Below are 15584 nucleotides of genomic sequence, written 5' to 3' on the forward strand. Positions count from 1 at the left end.
ATTGCAATAGACTATATTTTTATCTTTGATAATAACCATTATTTTCGTTATAATATATTTATCAATCAAAAAAGGTGGGATAGCAATTGAAAAAAACAATTTTAATTGTTGAAGATGAAATTAGAATAAGATTTTTACTTAGAGATTATTTTCATAAAGAAAATTTTAATATACTAGAAGCCTCTGACGGTTTGGAAGCCTTGGAGATTTTCGCAAACAACTCTATCGATATAATAGTTCTCGATATAATGATGCCTGAACTTGATGGCTTTACTGTGTGTAAAACTATAAGAGAAACCTCTTCTATTCCAATAATATTACTTACAGCTAAAAGTGAAGAAGAAGATAAGCTTTTAGGTTATGATTTAGGTGCTGATGATTACATGACTAAACCTTTTAGTCCTAAAGTATTAGTGGCTAAAGTTAAAGCTTTACTAAAGAGAACAAGTTCAAATAAAGATTCTAGTATACTAAGCTTTAACGGATTAACTATAAATAAACTCTCTCATGAAGTTCTTGTAGATAATACTGTTATAAATTTATCACCTAAAGAATTTGACCTTTTACTATATTTATCTTACAACCATGGCATAGCTTTAAGTAGGGATAAAATATTAGATAATGTGTGGGGTATAGATTATTATGGTGATATAAGAACTGTAGATACTAATATAAAAAGACTTAGAGAAAAACTTTTATCAAAAGCTGATTATATAACTACAGTTAGAGGTAGTGGTTATAAATTCGAGGTTAAAAATGAAAAATAATGCTAAAAATTTTATATCAAATTGTTTTAATATAAAAAATAGTGTATCAAAAAGAATATTTTTTATAACTTTTTTATTAATAATTCTTCTTATGACTTTTGCCATGATATTTCTACAATACTTTTTCCCAAGCTTTTATCAAGCTAGAAAGACTACGACACTTGAAAAGGCTATTTTAAAATTTAAAACTTCATATTCTATGAATATAGAAAATAATACAACATTATTTAATTCATTAGAAAATTTTGAGATTAAAAATAATGCTAAAATAGCTATATATTCAAAATCAGGTAATGTAAAATATATATCTGGTCAAGATTCTGAAAATTCAACAAATATGAACCTTCTAAATGAAATTTTCAAAAGCCTTTATAATGATAAAGAATATACAAATGCTCTATTAAATTCAAATAAAATGCTTACAAAGACCTTTGATAATCCTAAGCTTTCAACTAAACATATAGTCTGTATGACTCCATTTTCATTAAACACTGAAAATGATTCTATAATTATCTCTATTTCATCCTTTAACAATATAGAGGAAGCTTCTGAAGTTATTGAGGAATTTTATAAATACATTTTTATAGGTATAATAATTTTAGGTTTTATACTGTCACTTATATATTCAAATTTAATTTCAAAACCATTAACTAAAATAAATAAAACAGCTAAAAAGATGAGTGCTATGAATTTTAGTGAAAAATGTACTTTAAAAAGAACTGATGAAATAGGTAACCTTGCAACTACACTAAACTTTCTTTCTGAAAACTTATCTAATGCTCTACTTGAACTTAAGGAAAAAAACAGAAAATTAGAACTTGATATAGAAAAGGAAAGACAACTTGATATGCTTAGAAAGGACTTTATAGCTGGTGTATCTCATGAACTCAAAACACCAATAGGTATAATAGAAGGCTATGCTGAAGGACTCAAAGATAATATAGCTGAGGGTGAAGCTCGTGATATGTATTTAGATGTTATTATAGACGAAGCTCATAAAATGAATAGTTTAGTTATGGATATGCTTGAGCTTTCAAGGCTTGAAGCTGGTAAAGCTAATCTTAACCTTCAAAGCTTTGATTTGAAAAAACTGTTTGAAAAAGTTCTATTTAAAAATCAAGTTGAAATAAATAATAATAATCTAGAAGTAATCTCTAATTATTGTGATGATAATTATTATGTTGTGGGTGATGAATTTAAAATAGAACAAGTATTAACAAACTTCCTTAGTAATGCTATAAAATATACAGAAAAAAATGAAAAAATAATAATTGATTTTAGTGCTCATAACGATAGCCTGTTTTTTTCTATAGAAAATACTGGTGCTAATATTCCAGAAAAAGAAATAACAAACATTTGGAATCAATTTTATAAATTAGATAAGGCTAGAAATAGGTCTAGCCGAAGTACAGGACTTGGTCTTTCTATAGTTAAAAATTTGTTAACTCTTCACAATAGTCAATTTGGTGTAATGAATACAGAAAAAGGCGTTCGCTTTTACTTTTCTTTAAAAAAAGCTAAATAAAATGGCTAATGTTATTTTACTGACCCTGTCTACTTACAAGGTCAGTTTATAACACTAGCCATTTTCTATAACATTCCACCATCTATAGTTAAAACTTGCCCCGTTACATAAGAAGCTTCATCAGAAGCTAAAAATGATACTACATTAGCTATTTCTTCAACCTCTCCAAACCTACCCATAGGTATTTCCTCAGTAAGAACATCTTTCTCATCGTCGGATAAAAAATTATTCATTTCAGTATTTATAACACCAGGCGCCACAGCATTTACCCTTATATTAGATGGAGCCAATTCCTTTGCTAACGCTTTAGTAAAGGTATTTATTCCTCCTTTAGTTAAAGAATATAAAACCTCATATGAAGCACCTACATTTCCCCATATAGATGAAACATTAACTATACCAGCGCCTCTTGAAGCTAGCAAATGTTTTATAGCGCAATGTGTCACATTAACAGTTCCCATTAAATTGACCTGTATAATATTCTCTATTTGATTTACATCCTGATCCATAAAAAGCCCAAGACTTGATATTCCAGCATTATTTACCACTACATCAAGCTTTCCAAAATGATTTACAGCCTCTTCCACTAAATATTTTGCTTCTTCATATTTAGAAACATCTGCCTTAACACTTATTGCATATCCACCATTTTCCTTAATTTCTTCTATTATTCTATTGGCACCATCTTCATCTTTACTATAATTTATAATTATACTTGCTCCCAAAATACTAAGCTTACGAGCTATTGCCTCACCAATTCCTCTTGAAGATCCAGTAACTAAAGCTACCTTTCCACTTAAATTGTACATATACATTCTACCTACTTTCTTCTACTTAAGTACATCCTTAATTATTCTTTCACTATTCTTATAAAATATTTTATCAATTTCAGCTTCTGTAAAACCATTTTTTAGTAATGCATGTGCTAAACTGCTCATCTCACTAATATCCTTTATTTCAACTTCATTATCTATACCATCAAAATCTGAACCTAATGCTATACAATCTATACCACCAATATTTTTTATATGTTTTATATGCTCTACCATATCAGAAATCATAGCTACCTTTGAATTTCCCAAAAAGTAAGCACAGAAATTGATTCCAGTAACTCCACCCTTATTACTTAATATTCTTATCATATCATCAGTTAAATTTCTAGAGTGATTACAAAGATTCCTAGCATTTGAATGTGATGCTACAAATGGATACTTTGAATATTTAGCTACATCTAAAAATCCTCCATCTGAAAGATGTGAAACATCTATAATCATACCTAAGCTATTCATTTCTTCTATAACTTCTATTCCAAAATTCTTAAGTCCTTTATCCCTAAATTTTTCACTACAATTAGGATACCCTATTTTGTTTTCAAAATTCCAGGTTAACGTCATAAGTGATACTCCTCTATCTTTAAAGTATCTTAGATTTTTTAAATCTCCCTCAATAGCTTCCCCCTCTTCAATTGTTAAAAATGCTCCTATTTTACCACTATTCTTAACCTTATTATATTCTTCTATATTTGTGCAAATCTCTATTTTATCATTATTTTCATTTATCTGCTCTTCTAAATTATTTAACATATCTATACATTTCTTATTATAGCTTTCACCATTATTAACTTCTATAAACAAAGCAAAAAACTGAGCTAACGCTCCTGCTTTTTTAAGCTTTTTTATATCAACCTTTAAATCACTATCTAAAATATTCTTATCTTTCTTTTCTAACAATATAGATGCTGTATCACAATGAAAATCTATAAATTGCATTTAAATCGCTCCCTTATAACCCTATATATTTTGAGACATCTATTACATTATTATGCATTTCATCATAAACTTTAGGTAATATTTTGTCTCCTTCTATTTCATAATAAAGTATATATCTATTATAGTTCTTTGTACAATCTATTTTGGATAATATTTTCTTTCTACTAAAAAATGTTTCAACAGATTTCTTTTCCTCATCATAGCACTTTATGTTTCCTAAACCAAACTTATCAAATTCAGTGTAATAAATTCGCGCCATTTTATTTCCATTATCATTTATGTCAAATAACCCTATAGCTCTTGGCGAGTTTCCTAAACTATCAGGATTACTTTTGACCTTAGTTAATGTAATTGGTGAATCTATAAATGAAAACAACTCATAAACTTCACCATCTTTTTTAATTCCAACAATACCATCTTTATATTTCATAATATCAGCAGTTACAACGTTATTAACAATTCCGTCTTGCAGCATTCCATTATAATCGCAAGCTCTTAATACTGAACCATCCTTGTCCTTTTTAACAAAGAAAAATTTATTAAATCCTGAAGCTACTAAAGCTTCTGGCTTATAATACAGTTTTTTATCATTAGAAATATTTTTATTAAACATATCAAATCCAGTATATTCTGAATTTAAATATATATATCTATTATCACTTTTTTTTACATAAACCAAATTTTGACCTAGCACATAATCATCTATGTCATTAACTTTTACATTATAAGATTTTTGAAAATTAAAATCTATGTTTTCATTATTACCATAAATTTGAACAACTTGAGTATAATTGTTACTTGGAATCACAGTATTATTTTCATAACAATTCACATTACTTTTTACTTTAAAACTCTCCTCATTATTCACCGTTATTTGTTTTGTCTTAACACTTAAATCTAAAAGATTCACTAAGGAAAAATAATACCTTTTCTTGTCATAACTTAAAACTTTTATATAAGGTACCTCACCTATATTATAAAATTCTATATTTTTTATAGTTCCTAAACTTTTACTTTGCAAAATTATATCTTCTTGTTTTTGAAATGTAGAACTTTCTATACTCTCACTTTTATATGAAAAAAAGAAACCTATTAAAGCTACCAATAATAGCACAATCATAAAATTTTTTTTCACAACAACACCTCTTACTTATATTGAAGTTTTTTACTTAATATGTATATAATAATATCATATTTTACAATTTATAAAAGGAGCTTTTTATGATTAGAAAAAATTTTACCGAAGCCTGTAGTTCTATAAAATATATTTATCCCTTTGCTTTAATACCACTTTTAATTGACTTATTTTATTTTCTTATATACAAGCTTTATTTTAAATTTGACTTTATTCCTAGCAATCTTAATTTAAACTTTAAAATTACTACTTTTACTATACCACCCTCAATAAATGATTTTATTGATTTTTTCCCAAATTTAAATATAATACTTGAGAATATAAAGTTTTATCCAAATAAAACTATTATATTTGAAATACTACTAATTTATATAATTCAAAGCTTCTTAATCTCTGGATATTTGAGTTCTTTATATCATGCATATTCTTATAAGACGATTTTTACTTACTTTTTTAAATATGGTTTTAAAAATTGGCATCTATTTTTTATATACTCTTTGCCTCAGATAATTATATCTTTACTTATACTTAATAATAGTCAGTTTTTAAACGTTGCTTTGGTATTATCAGGTTTATTCTATGTAATATTTTCATTATCCACATATTCATTTGTGGTTGATGATTTAACCTTTTTCGAAGGTCTAAGAAAAGCTTGTTATACTTTATTTTCAAATATAAAGACATTTTTAAAATTAGCTATATTCTTAGCATTAATTCTTATAATACCAAACTTTTTATTACTAGCTTTATTACAACATAATGATACCTTTAATATTACTTTTTCTCTTATTCTATCTTCACTTATCCTTGTAATAATTAACCTTACAATACTTAAAACTTATATTTCAGTAAATAGCAAAAGCCTAGAAGAATAATCTTCTAGACTTTTTTATTTACTTATATAATGGGTATTTATCACATAAAGCTTTAATTCTAGCTTTAGCTTCTTCTAAGTTTCCATCCTTATTTTCTATAGCTAAATTTATTACATTAGCTATTTCAACCATATCTTCTTCTTTAAAGCCTCTAGTAGTAACTGCTGGTGTACCTACTCTTATACCACTTGTTACAAAAGGACTTCTTGTTTCGTTTGGAACTGTATTTTTATTAACAGTTATTCCTACACTGTCTAATAATATTTCAGCGTCTTTTCCTGTAATATTCTTATTATTTAAATCTACTAAAATAAGATGATTATCTGTTCCGTTAGAAACTAATTTAAATCCATGCTTAACTAAAGCTTCTCCTAATGATTTTGCATTTTTAACTACCTGTTCCATATAAACTTTAAATGAAGGTTCTAAAGCTTCCTTAAAACATACTGCCTTAGCAGCTATAATATGCATCAACGGACCACCTTGCATTCCTGGGAATATATTTTTATCTAAATCCTTAGCAAACTTTTCTTTGCAAAGGATAAGACCTCCTCTAGGTCCTCTTAATGTTTTATGTGTAGTTGAAGTTACAAAATCAGCATAAGGTACTGGTGATGGATGAACCCCAGCTGCTACTAGTCCAGCTATATGGGCCATATCTACCATTAAATATGCTCCTACTTCATCTGCTATTTCTCTAAATTTAGGAAAATCTATAACTCTTGAATAAGCACTAGCTCCTGCAACTATTAATTTCGGTTTATGTTTTAATGCTAATTCTCTAACATTATCATAATTTATAGTTTCAGTTTCATTATCAACCCCATAAGATACAAAATTGAATAATTTCCCTGAAAAATTAACTGGTGAACCATGAGTTAAGTGTCCACCATGGCTTAAATCCATTCCAAGTACTGTATCCCCATTATTTAATATTGTGAAATACACCGCCATATTTGCTTGTGAACCTGAATGTGGTTGAACATTTGCATGTTCAGCTCCAAAAAGTTCTTTTACTCTGTCTCTAGCTATATCTTCTACTTCATCAACCACATGACAACCGCCATAATATCTTTTATGTGGATATCCTTCAGCATATTTATTTGTTAAATATGACCCCATAGCCTCCATAACAGCTTCGCTTGCAAAATTTTCTGAAGCTATAAGCTCTATTCCATTTTGCTGTCTTTCTAATTCCTTGTTCATAAGGTCAAAAATTGCCCTATCATTTTCCTTTAGATTTTTAAAATCCATTATCTCACCCCAATTGTCTATATTTTATTCTCATTATATTATTCTTCATAATAATTTTCAACAAAATATTCCCCTATATATTAAAAATAAACTCTTCCATATTTTCTCAATATACTTATTATTTTCTATTTCCACTTTATAAACTTGTCAAATCAGAATTTCAATTATAAGATATATTCATTAAAAAACTCAAAAGAATTACCGGTATTTTGAATTAACTTCATAAAATAAAGCCTTAGTTTATATAATATAAAGAATGTTTAACCTAGAGATATTACTTTCTTTTATACTATGCTATAATACTAAATGGTAATTTATTTTTTGCAGGGGAGAATTTCTTATGGATATTAATAAGGTTTTACATGTTGCAACTTTTGCAGGTCAAGTTATCTTAGAAAATGGTGGTGAAACCTATAGAGTTGAAGAAACAATTCTTAGAATCTGTGAGGCTTATGATGTGCATTTTGCAGATAGTTTCGTTACTCCAACTGGCATAATGGTTTCCGTATGTGATGAAGATCATTATACTACTACATTAGTAAGACGAGTCAAAATCCGAACTGTTAATTTACAAAAAATTCACTTAGTTAATGATTTATCTAGAAACATTATATCTAATGGTTATTCTGTTGATGAATTTAAAGCAAAATTAAAAGAAATAGAAGCCACAGAAAGATATAATAAAACAATTACTATATTATCAGCTGCTATAGCTTCAGCTTGTTTTTCTGTATTGTTTGGTGGAAGTGCAAAAGATTTTCTTTGTGCATTTATAGTGGGTTTTTTAATAAAGATAATGTCAACTAAAGCTGGAGAACTTAATATAAACGACTTTTTTGTTAATAGTTTAGGCGGAGCTATTGCTGCATTTTTATCACTTATATTAGTTAATTTAAATATTGGTTCTAATGTAGATAAAATAATAATCGGTGCTATAATGCTATTAGTTCCAGGTCTTGCAATTACAAATGCCATCAGAGATACTATAGCTGGAGATTTAGTTTCTGGACTTACAAGAGCTGCAGAAGCCTTTCTTATAGCTGTTTCAATAGCTGTTGGTACTGGACTTGTATTAAGTATTTGGTTTAGTACTTATGGAGGTATTTAAAATGTTTTTTATTGAAACTATTCTTGCATTTATAGCAACCTTTGGATTCGGTATTATTTTTAATATAAAAGGTCGAAATCTAATTTTTGCATCTATTGGAGGTGGATTAAGCTGGCTTATTTATAAACTTGCCTTATCTAATACTTCAAATGACATTGTATCTATGTTTATTTCGTCTATAATTTTTAGTATTTATTCAGAGTTTTGTGCTAGAAAACTAAAGACACCTGTTACAACTATAGTTATTTGTGCCTTAATACCGTTAGTTCCTGGTGGAGGTATGTACTATACTATGTATAACGCAGTACAGGGAAATGCTCAAAAAACTTGGACTTATGCCTTAAATACATTATCAGCTGCTGGTGCTTTAGCTTTAGGTATAATATTTGTATCTACAATAACAAGGTTTATTAATTCCACAAAAAAGAAATATTATTCAAAGAATACTGAGTATTAATTTCTTAATAACATTGCTTTTTTAGCTTAAAAATTATAAAATTAAGTTAATAATAACAAATAAATATCTTATTTATTTGCTTGCAAAATTAGGAGGACTTTATGAATAGCGTTTCAAGAAAAAAGAAAGAGAAAATAAGAAGTTTGCTATCTAAAGAATTGAACGAAAAAAATTTTTATAATATTAGTATAGATAACTGTATTTTTGAAATAAATAGAGATTGGGAAGAAATATTCATTCCTCTTCTTGAAGAATCTGAATGTGATTATTATGGAAATTATGAAGGTACTGATGAAAATCTAAGAAATTCTCTCAACGGTTTTGAAAATGATGTTTTTGCACTATATCCTTTTAATGAAGATAAACCTGATGAAAATGTTAATTTTGTTTATAAACCTATTAGATTTGCTCTTAGATGGAATAGTTATCCTCTAATGGATGCATTCATGAATATGGAACTTAATTTAGAAGAATATAAAGAAATTATTGATGATTGTATGAAAAGTTTAAAAGAGAAATAAAATAAGAATCAAGTTGATTCTCATTTTATTTCTCTTTATTTCTTACTTCATAAAAGTATTTAAAGTTTTTATTAATTGTTCTAAACCTTCTTCACTTTCACTTCCTTCTTCTATACCAATGCAATTTCTTGCATAATTTTCAACTATTAAAACTCCAACCTTGTTTATCGCAGCTCTTATAGCTGCAATTTGAACAAGAACATCAGGACAGCATACATTTTTATCCATCATACCTTGAATTCCTTTTACCTGCCCCTCTATTCTTCGAAGCCTTACTATTATATCCCTTTTTAATAATTCTTCTTTATCATCCATATTTATAATCTCCTATTCAACATCTTAAATAATTATATTAATATATATTATAATCTATATTTTAATATAATACATGTTTTATTTAATCTACTTTTAACTATAAACAATTTTCTACTTTTTAAATATATAGAATCTATATATTTAAAATCAAACTTCTTCTCATATTCATTCGAATGAATAAATTCCTATTACAAAATCAAAGATTTGGATAGTCACTTAAAAATAAGAGGTATGAAAATCATACCTCTTAAGCAACTATTTATCTTCTTTTTTTATTACTTCTATACCTAATTCAGCTAATTGCTTATCATCAGCTATATTTGGTGCTTCAGTAAGATAACAGAAAGCATTTTGATTTTTAGGGAAAGCAATAACATCTTTAATATTATCAGTTCCTCCAAGGAACATTATCATTCTGTCAAGACCAAATGCTAAACCGCCGTGTGGTGGTGGACCAAATTTAAATGCTTCTAGTAAGAATCCAAATCTTTCCCAAGCTGATTCCTCAGTAAATCCAAGAACTTTAAACATTTTTTCTTGAAGTTTAGTATCGTGAATTCTTATAGAACCTCCACCTAATTCTTCTCCATTTAGTACTAGATCGTAAGCCTTAGCTCTAACTCTACCAGGATCACTTTCTAAGAATTCTAAATCTTCATCCATAGGCATTGTAAATGGATGGTGAGCTGCAAAGTATCTGCCTTCTTCTTCGTCATATTCAAACATAGCAAATTCAGTTATCCAACAGAAATTAAATTCATTTTTATCTTTTATTAAGTCAAATTTCTTAGCAAGTTCTAATCTTAGTTGACCAAGACTTTGGAATACTACTGAATCTTTATCTGCAACTATTAAAATTGCATCTCCTTTTTCAGCAGACATCTTCTCTATTATAGAACTCAGTTCCTCTTCTTTTAAGAATTTAGCTATCGGTGATTTTATTTCATTTTCTTTTAATTGTATCCAAGCTAACCCTTTAGCTTTAAATGTTTTAACAAATTCACCTAATCTGTCTAAGTCTTTTCTTCCCATATCAGCTCCACCTTTTAAGCATAAAGCTCTTACAGAGCCACCATTTGCTAAGGCATCACTAAACACTTTAAAATCAACGTTCTTAACTACTTCTGAAAGATCTGTTATTTCCATACCGAATCTTAAATCAGGTTTATCTGAACCGTATTTATTCATAGCTTCAGCATATGTCATTCTTCTTATAGGAAGGGCAACATCTACTCCTACTACTTCTTTAAATACATGTTTTATTAAACCTTCATTTAAAGTCATAACATCATTTTCTTCGACAAAAGCCATTTCTAAATCTACTTGTGTAAACTCTGGTTGTCTGTTTGCTCTTAAATCTTCATCTCTAAAACATTTAACTATTTGAAAGTATCTATCAAAACCTGACACCATTAAAAGTTGTTTAAATAACTGTGGTGATTGAGGTAATGCATAGAACATTCCTGGATAATTTCTTGATGGAACTAAATAATCTCTAGCTCCTTCTGGTGTTGATTTTGTAAGCATTGGAGTTTCCATCTCAAGAAATCCATTTTGATCTAAATAATCTCTTATAACTTTAGCTGTTCTATGTCTTATCATAAAGATATTTTGCATATCAGGTCTTCTAAGATCTAAATATCTATATTTTAATCTTATATTTTCAGCTGCATCTAATCCTTCCTTTATGTATATAGGTGGTGTTTCAGATTCAGATAAAATTTTTATTTCTTGTCCCTTAAGTTCTACCATACCTGTTGGCATATTTGGGTTTGGTGATTCTCTTCTTACTACTTCACCAGTTACAGCTATACAATATTCTGGTCTAACTTTATCAGCTTTTTCAAAAGCTTCCTTACTTATTGCATCACCAAAAACGACTTGTAGAATTCCTGTTCTATCTCTTAAATCTATGAAGTCTAGGCCTCCAAGATTTCTATTTCTTTGTACCCATCCCATAACTGTTATTTTTTGTCCTATATGTGATTCGCGAACTTCACCACACATAATTGAACGCTTTAGTCCATTTAATGCCTCTCCCATTTTTTTAAATTCCTCCTATTTATTTAAGTAAATTTGCTAGCTCATTTAAGTTGTTTAAATCTGCTTCGAACTGTTCTCCATCACTCATTCTCTTTATCTTTACAAGTTTCTCTTGAAGTTCAGTCTCTCCTATTACAAAAGTATATTTTGCACCTATTTTATTTGCAAATTTCATTTGTGCTTTTACACTCTTAGACATATGATCTATATCAATTTTTTTATTGAATTTTCTAAGCTCAAAAGCAAGTTTCATAGAGTATGCTCTTGCTTCATCTCCCATAGAACAAATAAATAAATCACATCTATCCTCTTTAGGAATCTTTATTTTTTCCTGTTCTAAAGTTAATAAAAGTCTTTCTATTCCCATACCAAAACCTACAGCTGGCATTTCTGGTCCACCTATTTGTGATATTAAATAATCATATCTTCCTCCACCACAAACAGTTATATCATTATTTATAATCTCAAAAACGGTTTTAGAATAATAATCTAACCCCCTAACTATTTTAGGATCTACTTTATATTTAATACCCATTATTTTTAAATATTTTTGAAGATCTTGAAAATGATTATTACACTCTTCACAAATATAATCTAAAATAACAGGTGCTTTTTCTGTTATTGTCTTACACTTTTTTTCTTTACAATCTAATATTCTCATAGGATTTTTTTCAAATCTTGTCTTACATGTAGGACATAAATCATCATAGTTTTTCCTTAAGAAATCTTTTAATGCTTCATTATATTTTGCTCTACATTCTGGATGACCTATAGAGTTTATTGTAAGTTTTAAATTTTCAACCCCAAATTCTTCGTAGGCTCTCATAGCAAGTGATATAACTTCAGCATCTACTGATGCATGCTCTGAACCAAAAATCTCTACACCAAATTGATGATGCTGTCTAAGTCTCCCCTTTTGAACATTTTCATATCTAAATACGGGTGTAAAATAATATAATTTTGTTGGCTGAGCATCTGCATAAAGACTACCTTCTATAAATGCTCTAACAGAAGGTGCAGTTCCTTCTGCTTTTAAAGTTATACTTCTATTACCCTTATCTTTAAAAGTATACATTTCCTTTTGAACAACATCTGTCGTTTCACCTACACCTCTTTCAAAAAGCTCTGTTGCTTCAAATATTGGTGTTCTTATTTCTCTTATTCCATATTCATCTGCTAAATTTCTTAACTTGTTTTCAACGTAATGCCATTTATACGCATCCCCTGGTAGCATATCTTTGGTTCCTTTTTGCGCTTGTATCTCCATTTATTTCCCTCCTTAATAGACTAATCTATAAAACTAACTTAAACTCCATATAATGTATCAAGCAATTTTATTTTCTCACTTATCATCTCATCTATTCTTTTTGTATATTCTATTATGTCTCTAACATTGCCAAAGCGCTCTATTCTATTATCTTCTAGAAATACTACCTTTGATACAGCATGAGCACCTAAAGCTATTATAGTTTGTTTTTCTTCTATCATCTCTATATTATATATACATTCATTATTTTCTGTTGAGTATCCTACATTTTCCATAGTTCCTACCATATTTTTTTGCCTGTACATATAATATGGGTGCATTCCTAAATCTTTAGCAAGTATTTTGGTTTCTTCATACATTGAATTTAACTCTTGCTGTTTAGGAATATATTTTGTCTTCTTAAGTAATATCTCTTCATGAAGTCTTGAACCTCTTTTTATTGACATCCCATGTACTGTCAGACTATCTGGTTTCATATCTTTTATAATAGTACAAGTATTATTAACTTCTTCTAAGCCTTCATTTGGTAGTCCTACTATTATATCCATATTTATATTATTAAAACCTAATCTCCTAGCTAAATTAAACTTTTCTATAACATCTTCCACCAAATGAGCTCTTCCTATAGCCTTTAAAGATTTATTATTCATAGTTTGCGGATTTATACTAATTCTTGAAACATTATAAGTTCTCATTGTATTAAGCTTAGCTTCTGTTATACTATCAGGTCTACCACATTCTACTGTAAACTCTTTAACATTTCTATCTTTAACAAAAGAATTATATACTTCCTCCATTAGCATTTCAAACTCTTCCTCGGTTACAGCTGTTGGAGTTCCACCTCCAAAATAAACAGTCTCTATGTTTAAACCTCTTTTTTCTATATACCGCTTCATGGCTCTAATCTCCATATTTAAAGCTTCTAAATATGGCTGTACTAATTTTTTAGCACTTGCTATTGGCGTTGATGAAAATGAACAATATAAACATCTTGTTGGACAAAAAGGCATTCCTATATATACACTTATATTATCAGATTTTCTGTTTACAAATTTTTCTTCATATTTTGCAACCTCAATACAAAGCTCAGCTTTACTCTTAGATACAAGATTATTTTTTTGAAAACTTTCTACTATTTCTTTCTCCTCAACCTCTTGTTTAATCAGTTCAAGAGCTTTTTTACTAGGTCTTATACCTATAAGAGTGCCCCATGGATGATTTTCTCCAGTTATATTTCTTAAACATAAAAATATAAACTTTTTAATTTCTTCTCTTATTTCTACTTTATCTAAAAAATACTTATAATATTTTTTTTCTCCATAAAATAGCGAAAATTCATTTTCTTCTATTATTACTTCATAATCAAAATTTTGATCCACAAAATTAATATTGTCAAAAGTAAAAAATATATTGAACATATGATATACATCATATCTATAAACCATATCGTTTAAATTAATATTAATATCCATAAATTCTCCTAATTTAGAAATGGATTTCTTCTTTTTTCATATAGTATACTTGATTTAGGACCATGTCCTGGATATACTTCTACATTATCACCAAGTGGCAATAGCTTATTTACTATACTTTCAATTATACTTTCATAGTTTCCACCTTCAAAATCGGTTCTTCCTATAGAGCCTTGAAATAATGTATCTCCTGTAAATACTTTATCATTTACTAAAAAACATACACCACCTGGTGTGTGTCCTGGTGTATGGATGACTTCTATCTCTAGATTTGCTATATTAAGTTTGTCACCATCTTTTATATAACCATCAGCTTTTCTGTTTAAATGTCCATAGACATCTGTACCACTCATCATAAATTTTTCATCTTCTTCATTTATATAAAACGGTATTTTATATCTATTAGATAAAGCTTCTACTGCACCAACATGATCTATATGTCCATGAGTTAATAGTATGGCTTTTGGTGTTACTTCTAGTGCTTCTATGTTAGCTATTAACATATCTGAATCTCCACCTGGGTCTAAAATTATAGCTTGTTTATTGTCTTCTTTATAAATTACATAACAATTTGCTCCATATATACCTGCTGGTATTGTTTTTATGATCATACAAACACCTCTCTTAAAAATTCCTTTTACTTTCTAATAAAATAGTTACTGGACCATCATTAATTATTTCAACTTCCATATCAGCACCAAAGCTTCCTGATTGAAGCTTTATATCTTCGTTTTTAAATAATTCTAAAAAGCTATCATATAATTTTTTTGCTTCATCTCCACCCAAAGCTTCCATAAAATTAGGTCTTCTGCCTTTTCTACAATCACCATATAAAGTGAATTGGGAAATTATAAGTAATTCTCCACCTATATCTTTTAATGATAAATTCATTTTCTCATTTTCATCTTCAAACACTCTAAGATTTAGTATTTTTTCTTTAATATATATTAAATCCTCCATACTATCATCTTTAGATATTCCAACTAATACATTGAACCCCTTATTTATTTCACCTATAACTTTATCTGAAACTTTAACACTACTTCTTTTTACCCTCTGTACTACTGCTCTCATTT

Annotated in this window: 16 protein-coding genes; 6 read left to right on the forward strand and 10 right to left on the reverse strand. The window is 28.2% G+C overall.

Annotation, left to right across the window (positions count from 1 at the left end; translation table 11 throughout):
* Positions 1 to 86 precede the first annotated feature (86 nt).
* Entirely contained in the window at positions 87 to 767 is a 681-nt protein-coding gene (locus BUB01_RS00085; RefSeq protein WP_072984046.1) for a response regulator transcription factor, read from the forward strand.
* A complete protein-coding gene (locus tag BUB01_RS00090) occupies positions 757 to 2292 on the forward strand; it encodes an ATP-binding protein (protein ID WP_242958342.1) in 1536 nt (511 codons plus the stop codon). Before BUB01_RS00085 ends, BUB01_RS00090 begins: the two co-directional genes overlap by 11 nt.
* Positions 2293 to 2357: 65 nt before the next feature.
* Here BUB01_RS00090 and ymfI read toward each other — a convergent pair whose 3' ends face one another.
* The 3 genes from ymfI to BUB01_RS00105 are packed head-to-tail and all read right to left on the reverse strand — an operon-like array spanning position 2358 to position 5196.
* Positions 2358 to 3101 (reverse strand): elongation factor P 5-aminopentanone reductase, encoded by a 744-nt coding sequence (ymfI, locus tag BUB01_RS00095; protein WP_072984048.1) that lies wholly within the window; start codon positions 3099 to 3101, stop codon positions 2358 to 2360.
* Between the two features lie 21 nt (positions 3102 to 3122).
* Complete coding sequence (locus tag BUB01_RS00100; RefSeq protein WP_072984050.1) at positions 3123 to 4061, reverse strand: dipeptidase; 939 nt, start codon at positions 4059 to 4061, stop codon at positions 3123 to 3125.
* A gap of 13 nt (positions 4062 to 4074) precedes the next feature.
* Positions 4075 to 5196: a hypothetical protein gene (locus BUB01_RS00105; RefSeq protein WP_072984052.1), complete on the reverse strand. Its 1122-nt coding sequence runs from the start codon at positions 5194 to 5196 to the stop codon at positions 4075 to 4077.
* 86 nt (positions 5197 to 5282) lie between these two features.
* On the opposite strand from BUB01_RS00105, the gene BUB01_RS00110 reads away from it, so the two are divergent.
* A complete protein-coding gene (locus tag BUB01_RS00110; RefSeq protein ID WP_072984054.1) occupies positions 5283 to 6071 on the forward strand; it encodes a hypothetical protein in 789 nt (262 codons plus the stop codon).
* 18 nt (positions 6072 to 6089) lie between these two features.
* Here BUB01_RS00110 and glyA read toward each other — a convergent pair whose 3' ends face one another.
* The gene (glyA, locus tag BUB01_RS00115) at positions 6090 to 7325 is read right to left on the reverse strand and encodes a serine hydroxymethyltransferase (protein ID WP_072984056.1); all 1236 of its coding nucleotides are present in this window, start codon (positions 7323 to 7325) and stop codon (positions 6090 to 6092) included.
* Positions 7326 to 7665: 340 nt separating this feature from the next.
* Here glyA and BUB01_RS00120 point away from each other — a divergent pair, with 340 nt between their 5' ends.
* From BUB01_RS00120 to BUB01_RS00130, 3 genes are all read left to right on the forward strand, one after another.
* Positions 7666 to 8433: a threonine/serine exporter family protein gene (locus tag BUB01_RS00120; protein ID WP_072984058.1), complete on the forward strand. Its 768-nt coding sequence runs from the start codon at positions 7666 to 7668 to the stop codon at positions 8431 to 8433.
* A gap of 1 nt (position 8434) precedes the next feature.
* Entirely contained in the window at positions 8435 to 8890 is a 456-nt protein-coding gene (locus tag BUB01_RS00125) for a threonine/serine exporter family protein (protein ID WP_072984060.1), read from the forward strand.
* Between the two features lie 101 nt (positions 8891 to 8991).
* Positions 8992 to 9411, forward strand: coding sequence for a hypothetical protein (locus BUB01_RS00130; protein ID WP_072984062.1), 420 nt, complete (start codon positions 8992 to 8994; stop codon positions 9409 to 9411).
* Positions 9412 to 9453: 42 nt separating this feature from the next.
* Here BUB01_RS00130 and BUB01_RS00135 read toward each other — a convergent pair whose 3' ends face one another.
* The 6 genes from BUB01_RS00135 to dtd form a co-directional block, all read right to left on the reverse strand.
* Entirely contained in the window at positions 9454 to 9726 is a 273-nt protein-coding gene (locus BUB01_RS00135; protein ID WP_072984064.1) for a metal-sensitive transcriptional regulator, read from the reverse strand.
* Positions 9727 to 9981: 255 nt separating this feature from the next.
* Positions 9982 to 11769: an aspartate--tRNA ligase gene (gene aspS / locus BUB01_RS00140; protein WP_072984065.1), complete on the reverse strand. Its 1788-nt coding sequence runs from the start codon at positions 11767 to 11769 to the stop codon at positions 9982 to 9984.
* Positions 11770 to 11788: 19 nt separating this feature from the next.
* The gene (gene hisS, locus BUB01_RS00145; RefSeq protein WP_072984066.1) at positions 11789 to 13036 is read right to left on the reverse strand and encodes a histidine--tRNA ligase; all 1248 of its coding nucleotides are present in this window, start codon (positions 13034 to 13036) and stop codon (positions 11789 to 11791) included.
* A gap of 38 nt (positions 13037 to 13074) precedes the next feature.
* Positions 13075 to 14508, reverse strand: a complete 1434-nt coding sequence (locus BUB01_RS00150) for a coproporphyrinogen III oxidase (protein WP_072984067.1) — start codon at positions 14506 to 14508, stop codon at positions 13075 to 13077.
* An 8-nt stretch (positions 14509 to 14516) separates the two neighbouring features.
* Complete coding sequence (locus tag BUB01_RS00155) at positions 14517 to 15119, reverse strand: MBL fold metallo-hydrolase (RefSeq protein ID WP_072984069.1); 603 nt, start codon at positions 15117 to 15119, stop codon at positions 14517 to 14519.
* Positions 15120 to 15132: 13 nt separating this feature from the next.
* Entirely contained in the window at positions 15133 to 15582 is a 450-nt protein-coding gene (gene dtd, locus BUB01_RS00160) for a D-aminoacyl-tRNA deacylase (RefSeq protein WP_072984070.1), read from the reverse strand.
* Positions 15583 to 15584 lie beyond the last annotated feature (2 nt).

Source organism: Clostridium cavendishii DSM 21758 (assembly GCF_900141845.1).
Classification (GTDB): domain Bacteria; phylum Bacillota; class Clostridia; order Clostridiales; family Clostridiaceae; genus Clostridium_AG; species Clostridium_AG cavendishii.

Coding starts and splice junctions, on each gene's coding strand:
- BUB01_RS00090 (WP_242958342.1), top strand. CDS start 757: ATGAAAAATAATGCTAAAAATTTTATATCAAATTGTTTTAATATAAAA.
- ymfI (WP_072984048.1), bottom strand. CDS start 3,101: ATGTACAATTTAAGTGGAAAGGTAGCTTTAGTTACTGGATCTTCAAGA.
- BUB01_RS00100 (WP_072984050.1), bottom strand. CDS start 4,061: ATGCAATTTATAGATTTTCATTGTGATACAGCATCTATATTGTTAGAA.
- BUB01_RS00110 (WP_072984054.1), top strand. CDS start 5,283: ATGATTAGAAAAAATTTTACCGAAGCCTGTAGTTCTATAAAATATATT.
- glyA (WP_072984056.1), bottom strand. CDS start 7,325: ATGGATTTTAAAAATCTAAAGGAAAATGATAGGGCAATTTTTGACCTT.
- BUB01_RS00120 (WP_072984058.1), top strand. CDS start 7,666: ATGGATATTAATAAGGTTTTACATGTTGCAACTTTTGCAGGTCAAGTT.
- BUB01_RS00125 (WP_072984060.1), top strand. CDS start 8,435: ATGTTTTTTATTGAAACTATTCTTGCATTTATAGCAACCTTTGGATTC.
- BUB01_RS00130 (WP_072984062.1), top strand. CDS start 8,992: ATGAATAGCGTTTCAAGAAAAAAGAAAGAGAAAATAAGAAGTTTGCTA.
- BUB01_RS00135 (WP_072984064.1), bottom strand. CDS start 9,726: ATGGATGATAAAGAAGAATTATTAAAAAGGGATATAATAGTAAGGCTT.
- aspS (WP_072984065.1), bottom strand. CDS start 11,769: ATGGGAGAGGCATTAAATGGACTAAAGCGTTCAATTATGTGTGGTGAA.
- hisS (WP_072984066.1), bottom strand. CDS start 13,036: ATGGAGATACAAGCGCAAAAAGGAACCAAAGATATGCTACCAGGGGAT.
- BUB01_RS00150 (WP_072984067.1), bottom strand. CDS start 14,508: ATGGATATTAATATTAATTTAAACGATATGGTTTATAGATATGATGTA.
- BUB01_RS00155 (WP_072984069.1), bottom strand. CDS start 15,119: ATGATCATAAAAACAATACCAGCAGGTATATATGGAGCAAATTGTTAT.
- dtd (WP_072984070.1), bottom strand. CDS start 15,582: ATGAGAGCAGTAGTACAGAGGGTAAAAAGAAGTAGTGTTAAAGTTTCA.